Source organism: Haloarcula taiwanensis (assembly GCA_002844335.1).
Classification (GTDB): Archaea; Halobacteriota; Halobacteria; order Halobacteriales; family Haloarculaceae; genus Haloarcula; species Haloarcula taiwanensis.
Window position 1 is genome coordinate 553125 of the sequence record CP019154.1, and the last position, 16810, is coordinate 569934.

The 16810-nt window shown below is 63.1% G+C and carries 15 protein-coding genes; 13 read left to right on the forward strand and 2 right to left on the reverse strand.

The window, feature by feature from the left end:
- The first annotated feature begins 7 nt into the window (after positions 1 to 7).
- Positions 8 to 1363: a protoporphyrinogen oxidase gene (locus BVU17_02895; protein ID AUG46514.1), complete on the forward strand. Its 1356-nt coding sequence runs from the start codon at positions 8 to 10 to the stop codon at positions 1361 to 1363.
- A 42-nt stretch (positions 1364 to 1405) separates the two neighbouring features.
- On the opposite strand, the gene BVU17_02900 is transcribed toward BVU17_02895, so the two are convergent.
- The gene (locus BVU17_02900) at positions 1406 to 2014 is read right to left on the reverse strand and encodes a hypothetical protein (GenBank protein ID AUG46515.1); all 609 of its coding nucleotides are present in this window, start codon (positions 2012 to 2014) and stop codon (positions 1406 to 1408) included.
- A gap of 121 nt (positions 2015 to 2135) precedes the next feature.
- On the opposite strand from BVU17_02900, the gene BVU17_02905 reads away from it, so the two are divergent.
- The 11 genes from BVU17_02905 (at position 2136) to BVU17_02955 (ending at position 15032) form a co-directional block, all read left to right on the forward strand.
- Positions 2136 to 3386 (forward strand): NADH oxidase, encoded by a 1251-nt coding sequence (locus BVU17_02905; protein ID AUG46516.1) that lies wholly within the window; start codon positions 2136 to 2138, stop codon positions 3384 to 3386.
- 48 nt (positions 3387 to 3434) lie between these two features.
- Positions 3435 to 3659: a hypothetical protein gene (locus tag BVU17_02910; GenBank protein AUG46517.1), complete on the forward strand. Its 225-nt coding sequence runs from the start codon at positions 3435 to 3437 to the stop codon at positions 3657 to 3659.
- A 52-nt stretch (positions 3660 to 3711) separates the two neighbouring features.
- Positions 3712 to 4128, forward strand: coding sequence for a hypothetical protein (locus tag BVU17_02915; GenBank protein AUG46518.1), 417 nt, complete (start codon positions 3712 to 3714; stop codon positions 4126 to 4128).
- A 74-nt stretch (positions 4129 to 4202) separates the two neighbouring features.
- Positions 4203 to 5048 (forward strand): hypothetical protein, encoded by an 846-nt coding sequence (locus BVU17_02920; protein ID AUG46519.1) that lies wholly within the window; start codon positions 4203 to 4205, stop codon positions 5046 to 5048.
- Between the two features lie 110 nt (positions 5049 to 5158).
- Entirely contained in the window at positions 5159 to 5932 is a 774-nt protein-coding gene (locus tag BVU17_02925; protein ID AUG46520.1) for a hypothetical protein, read from the forward strand.
- A 54-nt stretch (positions 5933 to 5986) separates the two neighbouring features.
- Complete coding sequence (locus BVU17_02930; GenBank protein ID AUG46521.1) at positions 5987 to 6520, forward strand: hypothetical protein; 534 nt, start codon at positions 5987 to 5989, stop codon at positions 6518 to 6520.
- A gap of 49 nt (positions 6521 to 6569) precedes the next feature.
- Positions 6570 to 7349, forward strand: a complete 780-nt coding sequence (locus BVU17_02935) for a hypothetical protein (protein AUG46522.1) — start codon at positions 6570 to 6572, stop codon at positions 7347 to 7349.
- 69 nt (positions 7350 to 7418) lie between these two features.
- Entirely contained in the window at positions 7419 to 7649 is a 231-nt protein-coding gene (locus BVU17_02940) for a hypothetical protein (GenBank protein ID AUG46523.1), read from the forward strand.
- A gap of 156 nt (positions 7650 to 7805) precedes the next feature.
- Positions 7806 to 11057: a carbamoyl phosphate synthase large subunit gene (locus BVU17_02945; protein AUG46524.1), complete on the forward strand. Its 3252-nt coding sequence runs from the start codon at positions 7806 to 7808 to the stop codon at positions 11055 to 11057.
- Positions 11058 to 11164: 107 nt separating this feature from the next.
- On the forward strand, positions 11165 to 14185 hold the full coding sequence (locus BVU17_02950) for a two-component system sensor histidine kinase (GenBank protein AUG46525.1): 3021 nt from the start codon (positions 11165 to 11167) through the stop codon (positions 14183 to 14185).
- A gap of 220 nt (positions 14186 to 14405) precedes the next feature.
- Positions 14406 to 15032 carry a hypothetical protein gene (locus BVU17_02955; GenBank protein AUG46526.1) on the forward strand — a complete coding sequence of 209 codons (627 nt, stop codon included), beginning with the start codon at positions 14406 to 14408 and terminating at the stop codon, positions 15030 to 15032.
- A 162-nt stretch (positions 15033 to 15194) separates the two neighbouring features.
- On the opposite strand, the gene BVU17_02960 is transcribed toward BVU17_02955, so the two are convergent.
- Complete coding sequence (locus BVU17_02960) at positions 15195 to 16241, reverse strand: carbamoyl-phosphate synthase small subunit (protein ID AUG46527.1); 1047 nt, start codon at positions 16239 to 16241, stop codon at positions 15195 to 15197.
- Positions 16242 to 16343: 102 nt separating this feature from the next.
- Here BVU17_02960 and BVU17_02965 point away from each other — a divergent pair, with 102 nt between their 5' ends.
- Entirely contained in the window at positions 16344 to 16757 is a 414-nt protein-coding gene (locus BVU17_02965) for an AsnC family transcriptional regulator (GenBank protein AUG46528.1), read from the forward strand.
- The last annotated feature ends 53 nt before the right edge of the window (positions 16758 to 16810 follow it).

Consider the following 16810-nt stretch of genomic DNA (forward strand, 5'->3'; position numbering starts at 1 on the left):
TCGGGGTATGATTGGCGTCGTCGGCGGCGGTATCGCCGGCCTCTCGGCAGCGTACCGGCTCCAGCAACGCGGCCACGAGGTCCGAGTCTTCGAGGCGAGCGAGGACCTCGGCGGCCTGGCCGCGACCTACGAAACGGCCGGGGACCACATCGAGAAGTTCTACCACCACCTCTCGAAGTCCGAGGAGACGATAGTCGAACTCGCCGAGGAACTGGGGCTGGGCGACGCCGTGGAGTGGCACATCGGACAGAACGCCTACTACGTCGACGGCGTCGTCCACCCGATGGACAAGCCCTGGGAAATCCTCACGTATCCGCATCTCTCGCTGTACGACACGTTCCGGCTTGGGATGCTCGTCCTCGACATCGACGTTCGCGGCGGCGTCCCCTCGTTTGACACCTACGAGCGACTGGAGGACTTCGAGGACGTGCCCATCGAGGAGTTCGTCGTCGAACACACCACGCGGGGCGTCTACGAGAACTTCTTCGAGCCGCTGCTGGACGCGAAGTTCGGCGACCGGAAAGACGACGTGAGCGCCGCGTGGCTACTCGGCCGGGTCAAGTTCCGCGGCGAACGGGACATCCTGAACGGCGAGATTCTGGGCTACTTCGACGGCGGGTTCGGCCGCCTGCTCGACGCGCTGGTCGAGGCCGTGGGCCGCGAGAACATCGAGACGGGCACGCGCGTGACAGCGGTCGATACGGGCGGCGGGGCCGTCTCGTCGCTGACCGTCTCCGACGGCACCGGGACGACGACACACTCGGTCGACGATGTCGTCGTCGCGGCGATGCCGAACGTGCTTGAGGACCTGACCGGCTACGCCTGCGACATCGACTTCCAGGGGACGGTGTGTTCGGTCATCAGCATGGACGAGTCCCTGCTAGATACGTACTGGCTGAACATCGCCGACGACGCCCCGTTCGGCGCGCTCATCGAGCACACGAACTTCGTCTCTCCCGAACGGTACGGCGGCGAGCATCTGCTGTACGTCGCTCGCTACATCCAGAACGAATCTGAGGCGATCTGGCAACAGAGCGACGACGAGGTCGCCGAGACGTGGCTCTCGGGCATCGAGTCGCTGTTCCCCGAGTTCGACCGCGACGCCGTCAACTGGGTGCGGACGGCCCGCAACCCACGGACGGCACCGGTTTACGAGCGCGGGTATCTAGATATGGTCATCCCCTACGACCTCGGCGACGCCGTCGCGGACGGGCTCTACTACGCCGGCATGGCCTCGCGGGCACAGTACCCGGAGCGGTCGCTCAACGGCGGTATCGTCGCGGGTTTCGAATGCGCCGACCGAATCGCGGACGGCTCGGCGGCGACCGATGCAGAATCGCCGCTCTCCGAAGCCCGGCGCTGAGACGCCCGCTAAAGTTCCGCGGTCCGAGACGCCGTTCGTCGCTCAGTCCCCGGCCGCGTTCTCCACGTCGTCCTCGTCGATGACCGGCGCGTCGGTCGCGCTCACATCGTCCGGTTCCTCGCGGCCGCCACCGACAATCGTCTCGCCGTCCTCTGTTTCGACATACACGTCGTCGGCGAAGCCACCGACGGCATGGGGGTGTTCCGGCTGGTCCAGCCGCTCCGGCGTGGACGGCGCGTCGGCGACGCCGTCGGCCGGGCGGAAGGAGCCGAGCGGGTCGTCGATGGTGATGCCGTGGGTCTCGAAGAAGTCCGCGTACCGCTCGTAGTGGGCTTCCAGTTCCTCGGCCGGGAACTCCATCATCTCCGTCCAGCCGTGATTGTAGAAGTCGAAGTTGGCCTGGATGTGGGTTATCTCGCGGGCCTCGGCCTCGGAGTAGTCCGCCTCCAGTGCGGCCACGTAGGTGTCCATCGTGGCGTCGAAAAAGTCATCGAGGTGGTCGCGCCGCTCCTCTCGGTGTGCCTCGTCAGCCTTCCCGAGGAAGATTTTGGTGTGGAGTTTCACCAGCCCGTAGTTGGCCACCGACCGGACACCGGGTGTGGTCAGCGCCTTCTTACTCGCCCAGTGGCGCGGGTTCTGGTAGATTTTCATTTCAGAATCGAATACGGGCCCAAGCGCCTTCAAATCCCCGACTATCGGTGTGTTCAGTGCGCTATCGGAAACGATACACAGATAGCAATCCACATTAGGCCTGATTTCGTATCGGCCGTACATGAGCACGTCGCACGTAATCATCGGTGACGGCATCGCGGGTGCGTCCGCAGCCGAGACAATCCGGGAAGCGGACCCGGACGCGTCGGTCACAGTCCTGACCGACGAGGGGGAGGCACTGTATAACCGGATCCTCATCAAGGAGTTCGCCAAGGGGAAGCTGCCGGAAGCGCCCATCTCCATTCACGAGCCGGAGTGGTACGACGAGCGCGACATTGACCTGCAGCTGAACACCCACGTCACGGACATCGACCCCGACGCCCACGAGATCCAGACCCACGAGGGCGACACCTACGAGTACGACAAACTGCTCGTCGCGACGGGCGGGACGCCGGCACAGCTCCCGGTCGAGAACAGCGACGCCGACGGCATCCACCACTTCTGGACGTTCCAGGACGCGCGTGGCATCCGCGAGCACGCCGACGAGGCCGACCAGGGCATCATCGTCGGCGCGGGCCTGCTCGGCATCGACCTCGCCGCCGTGTGCGCCGCACAGGAAATCGACGCGAAGTACCTGATGCGTGGCAACCGCTGGTGGCGCTACGCGCTCTCGGAGGACGGCGCAGAGATCATTCACGAGGCGCTCGAAGAGAACGGTGTCGAACCCGTCTTCGAATCCGGCGTCGACCACTTCGAAGTCGATGACGATGGCAAAGTTACCGGTGCGGTCGACCCTGACGGTAACCACTACGACGGCGAATGGGCCGGCGTCGCTATCGGCCTCGATTTCAACACCGAGTTCCTCAACGGGACCGGGCTCGAACTCGACGACGGCGTCGTCGTCGACGAGTACATGCAGACCAACGTCGAGGACATCTACGCCGCGGGCGACCTCACCCAGTTCTACGACACCATCCTCGACTCCCAGGCGCAAAACGGCGCGTGGGGTTCGGCCAAGGAGCAGGGCTCGGTCGCCGGAACGAACATGGTCGCCGACGCCGAGGAGAAGGAGTTCCGCTGGGTCTCCTCGTACTCCATCACGCACTTCGACTTCCCGTTCCTCTCCTTCGGTCACCCGACCCGTGGCGACGACGAGGCCGAACGGAAGTACTCCGACAGCGAGTGGCGGCGGCTCGCGTTCGAGGACGGACAGCTTATCGGCGGCGTGCTGATCGGCGACCTCTCACAGCAGTCGGCGTTCAAACAGCTCATCCGCGAGGAGCGACAGGTCGCCGACAAGAAGGAACTGCTACTGGAGAAGGAAGTGGACCTCGAAGAAGTGAAGGCGCAGACGCCCGCGCCGGCCGAATAAGGCCAGTCGACACCGATATTTTTACGCACTGCTGACGTAGCGACGCACATGCGTGACGCCCTTCCCCGCGCCGTTGCCTGGCTCACCCGCCGGGGCGACCAGTCAGGTGAGGCAGACGAACCAAGCGACGACAGCGGCGGCTTTGCCGGCTCGTTGCTCGATGCGTCGGTCAATCATGGGCACGGTCAAGGCAACCCACAGGCTACCGGCGAGATGGCGGCGGTGCGAGAGGAGGCCGACAGGCTCGCGCAGGCGGACAAGAATCGTGAGTAACTGCCCGCGGGAGAACGACGCTCTTTTTTCGCCCTAAAGCGGAGAGTCGCGTATGGATGGCGGCAGCGGCGATATGACACTCGCGTTCGACCTTGACGCCCTCAAGCAACTGGCCTACCCTGACAGCGTGTTCAACGACGCGCGCCAGTGGTCCGAGTACGTCGGCGTCATCTCCGAACAGCCCACCTACGTCGTGACCAACTTCACCCGGAAACACCGGATCAGACAGGACTTCTTCTCCGGCCCGCGCGGCCGCGAGGAGAGTCTCGAAAACGTCAAAGAGCAGTTCGACACCGACCGGCACGTCTTCGTCGGTGCGGACGACGAGGACGCCGACCTCGCCGAAGCGGCGGGCTGGGAGTACCTCCCGGTCACGCAGGCCGCGGAGGCGGCCGAGTGGGACCTCGGCGACCCGGAGACACCGGACGCGACAACCGACGAGGACGAGGCGCGCGACGACTGGCCGTAGGCGACACACTCCCGCTGTCGGCGGGAATCTACGCTTCGACTAGTTTTATATTTTCCCGGAGAGCGACTGAAGATATGGCCCTCCAGATCGGCGATGCCTTGCGTAGCGGTCTCGATACCCTCCTCAGTGAGGACGGACTCCTTGTTACTGGCGTTTTCCTCCTGTTCAACCTCGGGAACACTGTCGCAAACTCTTCGTTCACCGAAGCGCTGTTCGACGAAGTGATGGACATGGGCGGTCCCGCTGGGCCGGGCGGCTCCGCCGGGGCAGGTGCACCGGGGTTTTCGGTGTCAGATTTCACCGGGCCGTTCAGTCTTGATATCGCATTGCCGGTTGCCGTCGTGATGGTCCTCCTGTTTCTGGTTGTCGGCCAGCTCGTCAAATTCTGGGGGATCAGGCTCTTCACCGAGCCACAGGAGATCATGGACGAGAATACGTCCGAGCGGGCCGTTATGGCCGCCGTCCTCGGTGGCGGCGTCGCAGTCGTCACGTTCGCAGCCTCGATGAGTTCGACCGCGCTGAACGTCAGCGGGCGTCTGCTGCTTGGGGGACTAGCTGGTCTTCTTGGCGGTCTCCTGTCTCTGATCGTCGGTCTCGCCTTCGTCTACCTGCTGCAGTCGATTGCCCTGTACGACGGCGGTTACGTCGACACGCTCAAGCACTGCGTCGCGCGGTTCATGGATGCCCCGGCACAGATCATCGTGCTTCTGTTTCTCCTGTTGCTTCTCGGGATCATCCCGGGCATCCCGTCTACGGCGTCAGTTATTTCGGTGTTCCTCCCCGGCTCGTTTGACTTACCGTCCCAGTCGGTGCTGCAGGTCGCGTCAATGGTGTTGAACGCACCAGTGCAGGCGTTCAGTCTCGCAGTGATTACGGACGCGTACCTGCAGGTGCGGGCGGACCGGGACGACGAGTTCTGAGAGCTGGACTCGCGTGCCCTCTTGATACTGGTTTCGGGCCGTCGACCGGGCGGTGTTTAGCTCAAAAACATTTATTCAGCTTTATGTCTCCCCCATCAGGGGTACTGTGTATGGCCCTCCAAATCGGCCGTGCCTTCCAAGACGGTATCGACGAACTACTCAGTGAACGCGGGGCGGTGTTTGCCGGCGTATTCATCGTCTACGGATTACTCAGCTCTGTCGTCTGGGCGTCGCTTTCGCAGGCGTTCACAGAGCTGTTTCTGGGGCAATTGCCGAGCGATGCACAGGTAAATCAGGCGGCAATGGCTGGTGGGACACCACTGGCACTCGACCTGCCGCTTGCAGTTGCTGGCGTCGGTGCGCTCGTGCTGCTTGTCGTCAACGAGGCGCTGAATGTTGTCGCAATCCGTGCCTTTGCCAGCGGTGACCGTGAACCGATTCCCGACAATGTGGGCCGGCGGCTCGGGAAGACCGTTGCAGTCGCAATCGTAGCCGGCATTCTCACCACTATCGCAGTGGGGATCGGCATTATTCTGCTCGTCATTCCCGGACTGGTGTTTGCACTCCTGTTTTTCTTTGTCCGACAGGAAATTGCACTGAACGACAGCGGCGTTATCGAGTCTATCAGCAACAGTGTTAGTGTCGTCATCGACAACCTCCTCGCTACGTTTGTCCTGGCCGTTGTTCTCTCGGTGCTCGGACTCGTTCTTGGAGGCGGCTTCAGTTTCCTCCCGGTTCCGTTGCCGCCGATGGTCTTGACGACGGTCTCGACTGTCTTCTCAAGTGTCGTCAGCGTCTTCTCCATCGCTGTGACGACCGTGGCGTACCTCCAAGCAACGGAGTCCAGCTACACACAGGAAACAGCGTCTATCGGCGGGCTCTGAACCACTGTAGTTCGTATCGCGGCCTTTAACCACGCGAACGACCAATCTCAAGTAATGGCTGAACCGCGCGTGCCCGGCGGGCGCGAGTCCGAACTCGAACTGGCCTGTGGCGAACTTGTCGACACGCATGACCTCCATCTGGGCATGCGGGAGTTCGCGTGTGACTGCGGGAAGACACACGCCGTCGTGCTCGACCCGCACCCGCTGGCACGCTTCGTGCCGGAGTTTCTCACCGAGGTGCTGCACGCGACCATCGAGACCAACGACGACTACGACGAGTTCACCACCGTTCACCTGATGGGTGTCGTGATGGAGGAGTTCCCCGAAAAGGTCGTCGCCGCCGACACCAGTGAGGACGGGTCGGTCGGGTTCTCGCTTGCGTGGGTAAGCGACTTCGACTCCCGTCGCCTGCACGAAATCGTCGTCGAACTGCTCGTGGAACTGATGGAACACGCCATCAGCCACGCCGAGGACGACGAGGTGATGGCGGAGTTCGAGGAGCAGATGCTCCAGTTCGACGTCGACGCGTTCGTCGAGCAGTACCGCGACGAGCGTGACTTCGACGGCCGATCGGACACCGCTATCTGAAACAGACACCGACCTGAGTACTTAGTGTGGTGCACTCACACACCCACATATGGCAGGTCGTCTCGCGGTCCTGCTCGTACTCGTGCTTTTGACCGGCTGCGGAGCCTTCGGCGGGGCGGAACGACAGACGGTAACCCCGGTTCCGGTCCCAGAGCAGCCACAGGACAGCCGGGCCGTCCCCGCTGTGACCGAGAACGCTGTCGACGCCAGGCGACTCGCGGCGGGCCACCGGCGCGCGACCCGGAACCGCTCGTACGTGCTGGGGATGCGGCTCTCGCTGGAATGGGGGACTCAAATCGTCAGCTTCGTCGTCGAAGACAGGTATCGCTATCAGTTTCGGACCGAAATCATCAACAAAAATTACACCAAGCGAGTGTACAACACCCGGAATCGGCGCTATGTCTACGACGAACGTGCACAGGGTGCATGGAGCGCAACGAGGCGGCCAACCCCGGTCCGCGAGGTGCTCGACCCTGATCCCGCTCGACTCATCGAAGCATATCTCGCAACGAACGTCAGCGTCAAGCGGCCGAGGGACGGCTGTGACACCTGTCCCGTGATACTCACAGCCACGGAGCCCCCTGCGGCGTTCGAACCGGCCGACAATTACAGCGTGCAGGCGACTGTCCGGCCGGACGGACTCGTCCAGTCGTTCACTGTCTCGTACTGGGATCGTTCCAGAAAGGCTCGGGTCAGTTACGAGATCAGGTACTCCGCGATCGGCGAGACAGCCGTCTCCAGACCGACGTGGGTCCGAAAGCGCTGGGGGAACGCGACAGACAACGACCCTGTCCTGTCCGACAGCCAGCGACGCGCCGCCGTCGGCTGATTTCCCGAAATCAGCCGTCTGACTGTTGTCTGACGGTGTTATATGGTAGTTGCGGTGTTGTGACTGTGTATGGCTATGCGTGAGGGAGAGTTCGAGCGCATCCTGACAGTGCTCGAAGAAGCCGACGCTGACAGCACACTGACGGCCCGCGAGATCTGTGACTTGCTGGAGGAACACGACGAGGCGGTCGGGAGCGCTCACCGCGTTGCGACAGTCCTGGGCCGTCGTGCCCAGTCCGGCGAGGTCGAGGTCATTCAGGGCCAGCCCTATCGGTATCGTGTTCCCGACCGCGACAACTGACCGGATTCAGCAACGCTACCGCTCGAATCCTCTCTTGGTACACATCTCTAAGAGTGTCTTCCGTGTGCCGCTCAGGTGTTACGATATTCGAAATTAGGCTTCGAGCTTCGCATCCTTTCGCCGGGCTTATTACGATGTATAGACTCCGCTCGTACAATGACAGCGGACGAGGACCGTACAATCCTGCTCATCGGCAGCGGCCCGATCAAGATCGGCCAGGCGGCCGAGTTCGACTACTCCGGCGCACAGGCGTGTCGCGCCCTCCAGGAAGAGGGTGCCCGCGTCGTGCTCGTGAACTCGAACCCGGCGACGATTATGACTGACCCGGAGATGGCGGACAAGGTGTATCTCGAACCCATCAACACTGAGGCCATCTCTGAGATCATCCGAAAAGAAAACCCCGACGGCGTCATCGCCGGTCTGGGCGGCCAGACCGGCCTGAACGTCACGGCCGAACTCGCCGAGGAGGGCGTCCTCGACGAGTACGACGTGGACGTGATGGGGACGCCACTGGACACTATCTACGCGACGGAGGACCGCGACCTGTTCAAACAGCGGATGGAGGACATCGGCGAGCCGGTGCCCCGCTCGACGACCATCACGCTCGACGAGGGCGAGTCGGTCACCGACCTAGACGAGGAGTCGCTGGTCGACCGCGTCGAAGCCGCCGTCGACGAGGTCGGCGGGCTCCCCGTAATCGCACGCACGACGTACACGCTGGGCGGGTCCGGCTCCGGCGTCGTCGACGAGATGGACGAACTCATCGAACGCGTCCGCAAGGGCCTGCGCCTCTCGCGTAACAACGAGGTCCTCATCACCGAGTCCATCTCGGGCTGGGTCGAACTCGAATACGAAGTGATGCGCGACGCCGACGACTCCTGTATCATCATCTGCAACATGGAGAACATCGACCCGATGGGCATCCACACCGGGGAGTCGACCGTCGTCACGCCCTCGCAGGTCATCCCCGACGAGGGCCACCAGGAGATGCGCGACTCCGCGCTGAAGGTCATCCGCGACCTCGGCATCCAGGGCGGCTGTAACATCCAGTTCGCCTGGCACGACGACGGCACGCCCGGCGGCGAGTACCGTGTCGTCGAGGTCAACCCCCGCGTCTCCCGCTCCTCGGCGCTGGCCTCGAAGGCGACCGGCTACCCCATCGCCCGCGTGACAGCGAAGGTCGCGCTCGGCAAACGGCTCCACGAAATCGAGAACGAGATTACCGGCGAGACGACCGCCGCCTTCGAGCCGGCCATCGACTACGTCGTGACGAAGGTGCCACGCTGGCCCATCGACAAGTTCCAGGACACCGAGTTCGAGCTTTCGACGGCGATGAAATCGACCGGCGAGGCGATGTCAATCGGGCGGACCTTCCCCGAGAGCCTGCTGAAGGCGCTTCGCTCCTCGGAGTACAATCCGGCCGCGGACTTCGACGAGATAGCCGACGCGGAACTGGAAACGGAGTACCTCGAGAAGCCGACGCCGGACCGCCCGTACGCGATGTTCGAGGCGTTCTGTCGCGGCTACACCGTCGAGGAAGTCGTCGACATCACCGACATCAAGGAGTGGTACGTCGAGCGGTTCAAGGAGGTCGCCGACGCCGCCGAGGCCGCCCGCGATGGTGACTACGAGACCGCTGCACAGGCCGGCTTCACCGACCAAGAGATAACCGCGCTGGCCGGCGGCGAGTTCAACGACACGCACGTCTCCTGGCTCCCGGCCGACCTTGACCAAGACGGCGGCGACGAGCCGGAAGTCGAGGCGGCGACCGACGGTAGCGGTGTGCAGATCGAGAACGTCGAGACGGACACGACCGACCGCGACTTCAAGCTCGTCGACACCTGCGCCGGCGAGTTCGAGGCGACGACGCCGTACTACTACTCGACGCGAGACCCGCTGTCGGGCATCGACCGCAACGAACTCCAGATAGACCCCGACCTAGAGAGCGTCGTCGTCGTCGGCGGCGGCCCCATCCGCATCGGGCAGGGCGTGGAGTTCGACTACTGCTCGGTCCACGCCGTCCGCGCGCTGGAGGAACTGGGCATCGACGCCCACGTCGTCAACAACAACCCCGAGACGGTCTCGACCGACTACGACACCTCCGACGGGCTGTTCTTCGAGCCGGTCACCGCCGAGGAGGTCGCCGACGTCATCGAGGCGACCAACGCCGACGGCGTGATGGTCCAGTTCGGCGGCCAGACCTCCGTCGACATCGGCCACCCGCTCGAACAGGAACTCAAGCGCCGCGACCTCGACTGTGAGATTATGGGCACGTCCGTCGACGCGATGGACCTCGCCGAGGACCGCGACCGCTTCAACAAACTGATGGACGAACTCGGCATCTCACAGGCCGAGGGCGGCTCCGCGACCTCCAAGGAGGAGGCGCTGGACCTGGCCCACGACATCGGCTACCCGGTCCTCGTGCGCCCGAGCTACGTGCTCGGCGGCCGCGCGATGGACGTTGTCTACAACGACGACGACCTCGAAACGTACATCGAGGAGGCCGTCCGCGTGAGCCCGGACAAGCCGATTCTCGTCGACGAGTTCCTCGCCGACGCCGTCGAACTGGACGTCGACGCTGTCGCCGACGAGGACGACATCCTCATCGGCGGCGTGATGGAACACGTCGAAACCGCCGGCGTCCACTCCGGGGACTCGGCCTGCATGATTCCGCCCCGCTCCCAGGAAATCAAGGACGTGATGCCCCGCATCCGCGAGGTCGTCGAGGACATCGCCGACGCGCTGGATACGGTCGGCCTGCTGAACGTCCAGCTGGCGGTGCGTGACGGCGAGGTGTTCGTCCTCGAAGCGAACCCGCGCTCCTCGCGCACTGTCCCGTTCATCTCCAAGACCGCCGGCGTCCCAATCGCCAAAATCGCCGCCAAGGTGATGTCCGGCGCGTCGCTGTCCGACCTTGACGTGCAGGAGCAGATTCCCGAGCAGGTCTCTGTCAAGGAGGTCGTCCTGCCGTTCGACCGCCTGCCGGGTTCGGACCCGCGTCTCGGCCCCGAGATGAAATCCACCGGCGAGGTCATGGGCACCGCCGGCTCCTTCGGCAAGGCCTACCAGAAGGCCCAGATGGCCGTCGGCAAGGCAATCCCGCTCGAAGGCACGGCCATCGTCGACCTGCCCATCCTCGGCTTCGAGGAGCACTTCGACGTGCGGGACTTCGACGACTACGAGGACACCGACGCCATCATCGACGCCATCCAGAGCGGCGAGGTCGACCTCGTCCTCTCCCGCGACCGCGACGTGCTTGAAGCCTGTGTCGAGGAGACGGTGACGTACTTCTCGACCCACGAGAGCGCTGAGGCGGCGCTTGAAGCGATCAACTCCGCCGACCAGCCACTCGCTGTACAGGCCATTGACGAGCGGCCAAAGACCCAGCGCGAGTGGGGCGCTGAGTAACCCGACCGCCCGTCAGGGACAGGTCGCTCATTGCGGTAGCACTGATTCCGATCACTCGAACAGACGGGCACAAATACTTATTCGTTGGACCCGCCCATGTATCATTCATGGCCGATGCCGTACGTGTCCTCCACGTCGAGGACGACCCCGAGTTCGCGTCGATGACGGCAGCGTTTCTCAGCCGTACCGACGACCGGTTCGACGTGGTCTCGGCAACGTCGGCGAACGAGGGACTCACCCGGCTCAGCGAAGAACCAATCGACTGTGTCGTCTCCGATTTCGATATGCCCGGGCAGGACGGCATCGAATTTCTGGAATCTGTCCGGGCTGTCGATGAAGACCTCCCGTTCATCCTCTTTACTGGGAAAGGTTCCGAGGAAGTGGCCAGTGAGGCCATTTCGGCCGGTGTGACTGACTACCTCCAGAAGCAGCAGGGGACTGACCAGTACACGATTCTCGCCAACCGCATCACTAACGCGGTCGAGCAGTACCGATCACAGCAAGCACTGGACGCGAGCCGGAAGCGACTCTCGCTGTTTATCGATAAGTCGCCGCTCGGCGTCATCGAGTGGGACGAGAGCTTTGAGGTGGCGCAGGTCAACGAGAAAGGCGAAGAAATCCTGCAGCGAGCGGAGTCGGCGCTCGTCGGCACGGGATTTGAGACGCTCGTTCCGGACTCGTCGCGGGATGCAGTCGAAGAGACGATCACGGCCCTGCAGGAAGGCAGCGGCGGCTACTATACGGTACTCGATATCGAGACCGGTAACGGTGAGCAGATTGTCTGTGAGTGGCACAACCGCATCATCCGAGAGAACGGAGAGACTGTCGCGATATTCTCACAGTTTCAGGAGATAACGGAGCGTCGGCGGCGACAGCAGCGCATCGAGGCGTTGCACGACACAACGCGGGAGCTGATGCACGCCGAGTCTCGCGAGGATGTCGCCGCACTGGTCGTCGAAACCGCACGCGACCTGCTCGGACTGCCGCTCAGCGCTGTCTTTCTCGCCGACGAGTCAGCCGACCTTCTCAGACCGGCCGCGGCGACCGACCAGGCACAGGCGAGTATCGGCGAGCACCCGACGTTTAGCGAGGGTGACAGTCTCGTCTGGGAGGTGTTCGACTCCGGTGAACAGCGCGTCTTCGACGATATCTCCACTCACCCTGACCGCTACAACCCCGACACCGACATCAGCAGCGAGATACTACTCCCGCTGGGCGACCACGGCGTGCTGGTCGCCGGCTCGACTGACGCCGCCGCGTTCGAGGGCGCATCGGTCTCGCTGATGCGAACCCTCGCTGCGAACACCGAGGAGGCGCTTTCCAGACTCGACCGGCAGCAAGAACTCAGAACGCTCACAGAGCGGCACGAACTCGCGCTCGAAGGTGCCGAACTCGGCGTCTGGGACTGGAACGTCAAGACGGACGCGGTCACCTTCGACGAGCGGTGGGCCGACATGCTCGGGTACTCGCTGGACGAACTCGAACCCACGGTCGACACCTGGGACGAACTGATACACCCGGAGGACCGCGAGCAAACATACGAGGCGCTGAACGCCCATCTCGACGGCGAGACGGAGATCTACGAATGTGACCACCGGCTCAGGACGGCCACCGGTGAGTACCGGTGGATCCGCGACATCGGCAAGGTGTTCGAACGCGACGAGAACGGCGACCCGGTCCGTGCAGTGGGGATCCATCAGGACGTGACCGACCACAAAGAGCGGAAACAGGAACTCGAAGACACGAGCCGCAAACTCCAGGTCATTCTCGACACAGCCCCGACCTACATCCTGATGAAAGACACCGATAGTCGATTTCTGTTCATCAACAGCGCGGCCCGTGACCTCTACGGGATCGACGCCGACGAGTCCGTCGTCGGAATGTCCGATTACGATATTCTCCCGGACCACATCGCGGAGCAGACCCACGCCGACGATCAGCGGGCCCTCGAACAGAAAGAGACCGTCGAAGTCGAAACGGTGATCCCTGTCGACGGGACAGATCGGACACATCTGACGCGGAAGACACCGATACTCGACGAGGACGGCGAGCCCTACGCTCTCTGTGTCGTCGCGACCGACATCACCGACCAGAAACGGCGCGAACAGGAACTGGCCCGACTCACTGACGAGTACGAGGCGGTGTTCGAGAACACGAACGACGCTATCGCGCTCGTCGACATCGAGAGGTCGGCAGATGGTCCAACGTTCCGCTACGTCCGGACGAACGAGGCCTACGAACGCCAGACCGGATTCGACACCGACTCGCTGACCGGGCAGACCCCGGTCGAGGCCGCCGGTCCGGACATCGGTCGGCGAATCGCTGACCACTACGAGCGGTGTGTCTCGGCTGGCGAGACCATCACATACGAGGAGCGGGACCTCGGCCCCACCGGTGTCTGGGAAACACAGGTAACGCCGATCTTCGCTGACGGGGCGGTAACTCGGCTTGTTGTCATTTCTCGGGACATCTCTGACCGGATCGAGTACCGCGAGGAACTGGAGCGACAGAACGACCGGCTCGAAGAGTTTGCGAGCATCGTCAGTCACGACCTCCGGAACCCGCTCGGCGTCCTCGAAGGTTCGCTCACCCTTGCCAGAGACACCGGCGAGGACGAGCAGTTCGACCGCTGTTTCCGCGCAATCGACCGCATGAAGGAGCTCATTGAGGACCTGCTAACCCTCGCCCGCGAGGGGGATACAGTGTCGGAGACGGAGCCGCTCGACCTCGAATCGACTGCACGGTCCTGCTGGCGGGCCGTCAAGACTGACGACGCTACCCTCGAAATCCCGGCTGAAAGCCCAATCCACGCCGACGAGAGCCGCGTTCGTCAACTCCTCGAAAATCTCATCAACAACGCCGTGACACACGGCGGCTCAGACGTCACTGTCAAAATCGGTGAACTCGACGGTTCAGGGTTCTATGTTGCCGATGATGGCGATGGTATCCCGCCAGAAAAACACGAAATGGTGTTTGAGAGCGGCTACACCACCACTGACGGAGGCACCGGGTTCGGGCTCGCTATCGTCGAGGAGATCGCAGAAGCACACGACTGGTCGGTGTCCGTGACAGAAAGCGACGACGGCGGTGCACGGTTCGAATTCAGAGGCGTCAGGCAGGAGTCATAGCGTGTCTGTGCTTTCGCAGCTTTTTCTGCGTATCGAAGCAAGTATTCTATCTCATAACTGTTGTGTCGATATTGTGGCTATAAATAGTAATGAATGGGGTATTGGTGACTACATGTCCTGTTCTGCGCCAATAATGGCACGTTCGTAACACTCATCTCCGGGGCTGTGACATTAGCTGTATGGATCGCGTTGCAATCGCTGTCGCTGCTCCGGGAAGTCGATGAGAGAGGACGTCATCAAGCGGGCGGAGACAGTCGCTGAGATGGCCCCCGGTGATTCGGTCACGGCGGGAGTCCTCGCTGGATACAAGAGTCGCTTCTCCGAGTCACCACCGCTGAACAACCCACCGCTGACGTACCTCGACGGGGCTGAAGCCCCGGCGTATCTCCTGACCAACGGGAAGCGCGGCATCGGACGCGGGACGAAACGCAAGACCGACTCACCGGTCGGCGACCGCCGGACAGTCATTCTGGTCACCGGCCGCCGGACCCTCTGTCTCATTGGGAAAGCCGAGGACGACGATGTCATCGAGATCCCACACGAGTCGGTCGCCGACGTCACCACCAAGTCCGGGTTCCGAGCGCACCGCCTCGCGCTCCGCACCCCACGGAAAATGTACCACTGCTGGGTACACCGCAAGACCGACAAAGCAACCCTCAACGCGGCCGCCGAGTTCATCGAGACACACCAGCAGGACCGTCCGGACGCAATCGACGGCGACGACACCGCCAACCGGGTGATGTATCGCGGCCGCCCCGTTGCACCGCAAGACACCACACACGAAACCGAAGACAGCGACCAGACGACGTACTATCGCGGGCAGCCAATCGACGACGACAGCGACTGAAAGACGTGGCTCAGGCGCGTGCAAACCGCGTTACTGTTCCCAGAGCACTTCGTTCCCCGCTCGGGCATTCGGAGACCCCTCGCTACGCTCGGGCTCTCCCCGCTCACGGCTGCGCCGTTCGCGTCTCGCGGTTCTCGCTCGCGTTGCTCGCTCCGAACCGCGCTATTCCCCCGCCATCCCCAGCACATCGTCGAAGAAGCCAAGCGAGTCGTGCGGGCCGGGGTTGGCCTCGGGGTGGTACTGGCGCGTGATGATGTTCAGGTCGTCGTTCTCCAGCCCCTCCGGCGTGTCGTCGTTGACGTTGACCTGAGTCACGTCCAGTTTGTCGCCGGGGTCGGCGACGGTGTAGCCGTGGTTCTGGGTCGTCATCACGACCTGGTTCGAGCGCAGGTCACGGACGGGCTGATTCACGCCGCGGTGGCCGAACTCCATCTTCTCGGTCTCGCCGCCGAGCGCGTTGGCGACGACCTGCTGGCCGAGACAGATGCCGGCGAGCGGCACGTCACCGACGTAGGTCTCGACGAGTTCGCCGGCCTGCTCGAAGTTCTGTGGGTCGCCCGGGCCGTTCGAGATGAACAGCAGGTCCGGGTCGACGGCGGCTACGTCGTCCTCACTGGCGTCGTACGGGAAGACATGGACCTCGGCGTCGCGTTCGACAAGCGACTCGACGATAGAGCCCTTCGCACCGCAGTCGACCAGCGCGACCGTCGCGCCGTCGCCGCCCTCGTTGTGGACCTCCATCTCGTCGACGGAGACCTGCGCGCCGATGTCGGTGTGGTCGGACATGTGCTTGCACTCGTGGAGTTCGTCGAGCGCGTCCTGCTCGGTCACGTCCGGACCAGCGGCGATGCCGCATTTCATCGCCCCCTCGTCGCGGATTTCGGTCACGATGTCGCGCGTGTCCAGATGGTCGACAGCGGGAACGCCCTCTGATGCCAGCCACTCGGCCACATCGTCGGTCATCTCGCGGGCGACGGCCGCGCGCGGGTGGACGCGGTCGGACTCGAAGCGCTCCTCTCGGACGCCGTAGTTCCCGATGAGCGGATAGGAGAACGTCAGGACCTGCTCCTCGTAGGACGGATCGGTGAGACTCTCCTCGTACCCGGTGTACGCTGTTGTAAAGACCAGTTCGCCGCGGGCCGTCCCCGGAGCGCGAGCGCGCGCCTCGATGACGCGGTCGCCTTCGATTGCCACGTATGCGTCAGCCATTACGAGATGCGTATACTATAGTCGGCCATAAGGGTTGCTTTCGAAGACGAGTTTCGAATTTCGCAATCCTCAAGTCACGACCGGTGATATTATCTCATCTCGATGGACGACCTCGACAGAGAGATACTTTCGATACTCCGCCGGGACGCCCGAACCCCGTACACGGAAATCGCGGACCGGGTCGGTACGTCGGAAGGGACTGTGCGAAACCGCGTCGAACGACTGGTCGACGACGGCGTTATCGAGCGTTTCACCGTCGCGACGCGGACCGGCAACGTGAAAGCGATGATCGAGGTTAGCGTCGACGTAAACGTCGACACGGCCGAGGTCTCGGACCGTATCGCCGATTGGCAGGAGGTCGACTTCGTCTGGCAGGTTTCCGGGGAGGAGGACATTGTCGTCGTCGTCGACGCCGCTGACACCGACGCGGTCAACGGACTCATTACGCAGGCGCGTGAACTCGAAGAGGTTGTCGGGACGAAGACGAGGTTGATTTTGAACGAGCGCGTCGGGTGAGCAGCGAGGTCGCTACGAGGCCGGACGTGACACCCTGATTTCATATCCGCTGG

Excerpts from the sequence above, each read along its gene's own strand:
- BVU17_02895 (AUG46514.1), top strand. The coding sequence starts at position 8 with ATGATTGGCGTCGTCGGCGGCGGTATCGCCGGCCTCTCGGCAGCGTAC.
- BVU17_02900 (AUG46515.1), bottom strand. The coding sequence starts at position 2,014 with ATGAAAATCTACCAGAACCCGCGCCACTGGGCGAGTAAGAAGGCGCTG.
- BVU17_02905 (AUG46516.1), top strand. The coding sequence starts at position 2,136 with ATGAGCACGTCGCACGTAATCATCGGTGACGGCATCGCGGGTGCGTCC.
- BVU17_02910 (AUG46517.1), top strand. The coding sequence starts at position 3,435 with ATGCGTGACGCCCTTCCCCGCGCCGTTGCCTGGCTCACCCGCCGGGGC.
- BVU17_02915 (AUG46518.1), top strand. The coding sequence starts at position 3,712 with ATGGATGGCGGCAGCGGCGATATGACACTCGCGTTCGACCTTGACGCC.
- BVU17_02920 (AUG46519.1), top strand. The coding sequence starts at position 4,203 with ATGGCCCTCCAGATCGGCGATGCCTTGCGTAGCGGTCTCGATACCCTC.
- BVU17_02925 (AUG46520.1), top strand. The coding sequence starts at position 5,159 with ATGGCCCTCCAAATCGGCCGTGCCTTCCAAGACGGTATCGACGAACTA.
- BVU17_02930 (AUG46521.1), top strand. The coding sequence starts at position 5,987 with ATGGCTGAACCGCGCGTGCCCGGCGGGCGCGAGTCCGAACTCGAACTG.
- BVU17_02935 (AUG46522.1), top strand. The coding sequence starts at position 6,570 with ATGGCAGGTCGTCTCGCGGTCCTGCTCGTACTCGTGCTTTTGACCGGC.
- BVU17_02940 (AUG46523.1), top strand. The coding sequence starts at position 7,419 with ATGGCTATGCGTGAGGGAGAGTTCGAGCGCATCCTGACAGTGCTCGAA.
- BVU17_02945 (AUG46524.1), top strand. The coding sequence starts at position 7,806 with ATGACAGCGGACGAGGACCGTACAATCCTGCTCATCGGCAGCGGCCCG.
- BVU17_02950 (AUG46525.1), top strand. The coding sequence starts at position 11,165 with ATGGCCGATGCCGTACGTGTCCTCCACGTCGAGGACGACCCCGAGTTC.
- BVU17_02955 (AUG46526.1), top strand. The coding sequence starts at position 14,406 with ATGAGAGAGGACGTCATCAAGCGGGCGGAGACAGTCGCTGAGATGGCC.
- BVU17_02960 (AUG46527.1), bottom strand. The coding sequence starts at position 16,241 with ATGGCTGACGCATACGTGGCAATCGAAGGCGACCGCGTCATCGAGGCG.
- BVU17_02965 (AUG46528.1), top strand. The coding sequence starts at position 16,344 with ATGGACGACCTCGACAGAGAGATACTTTCGATACTCCGCCGGGACGCC.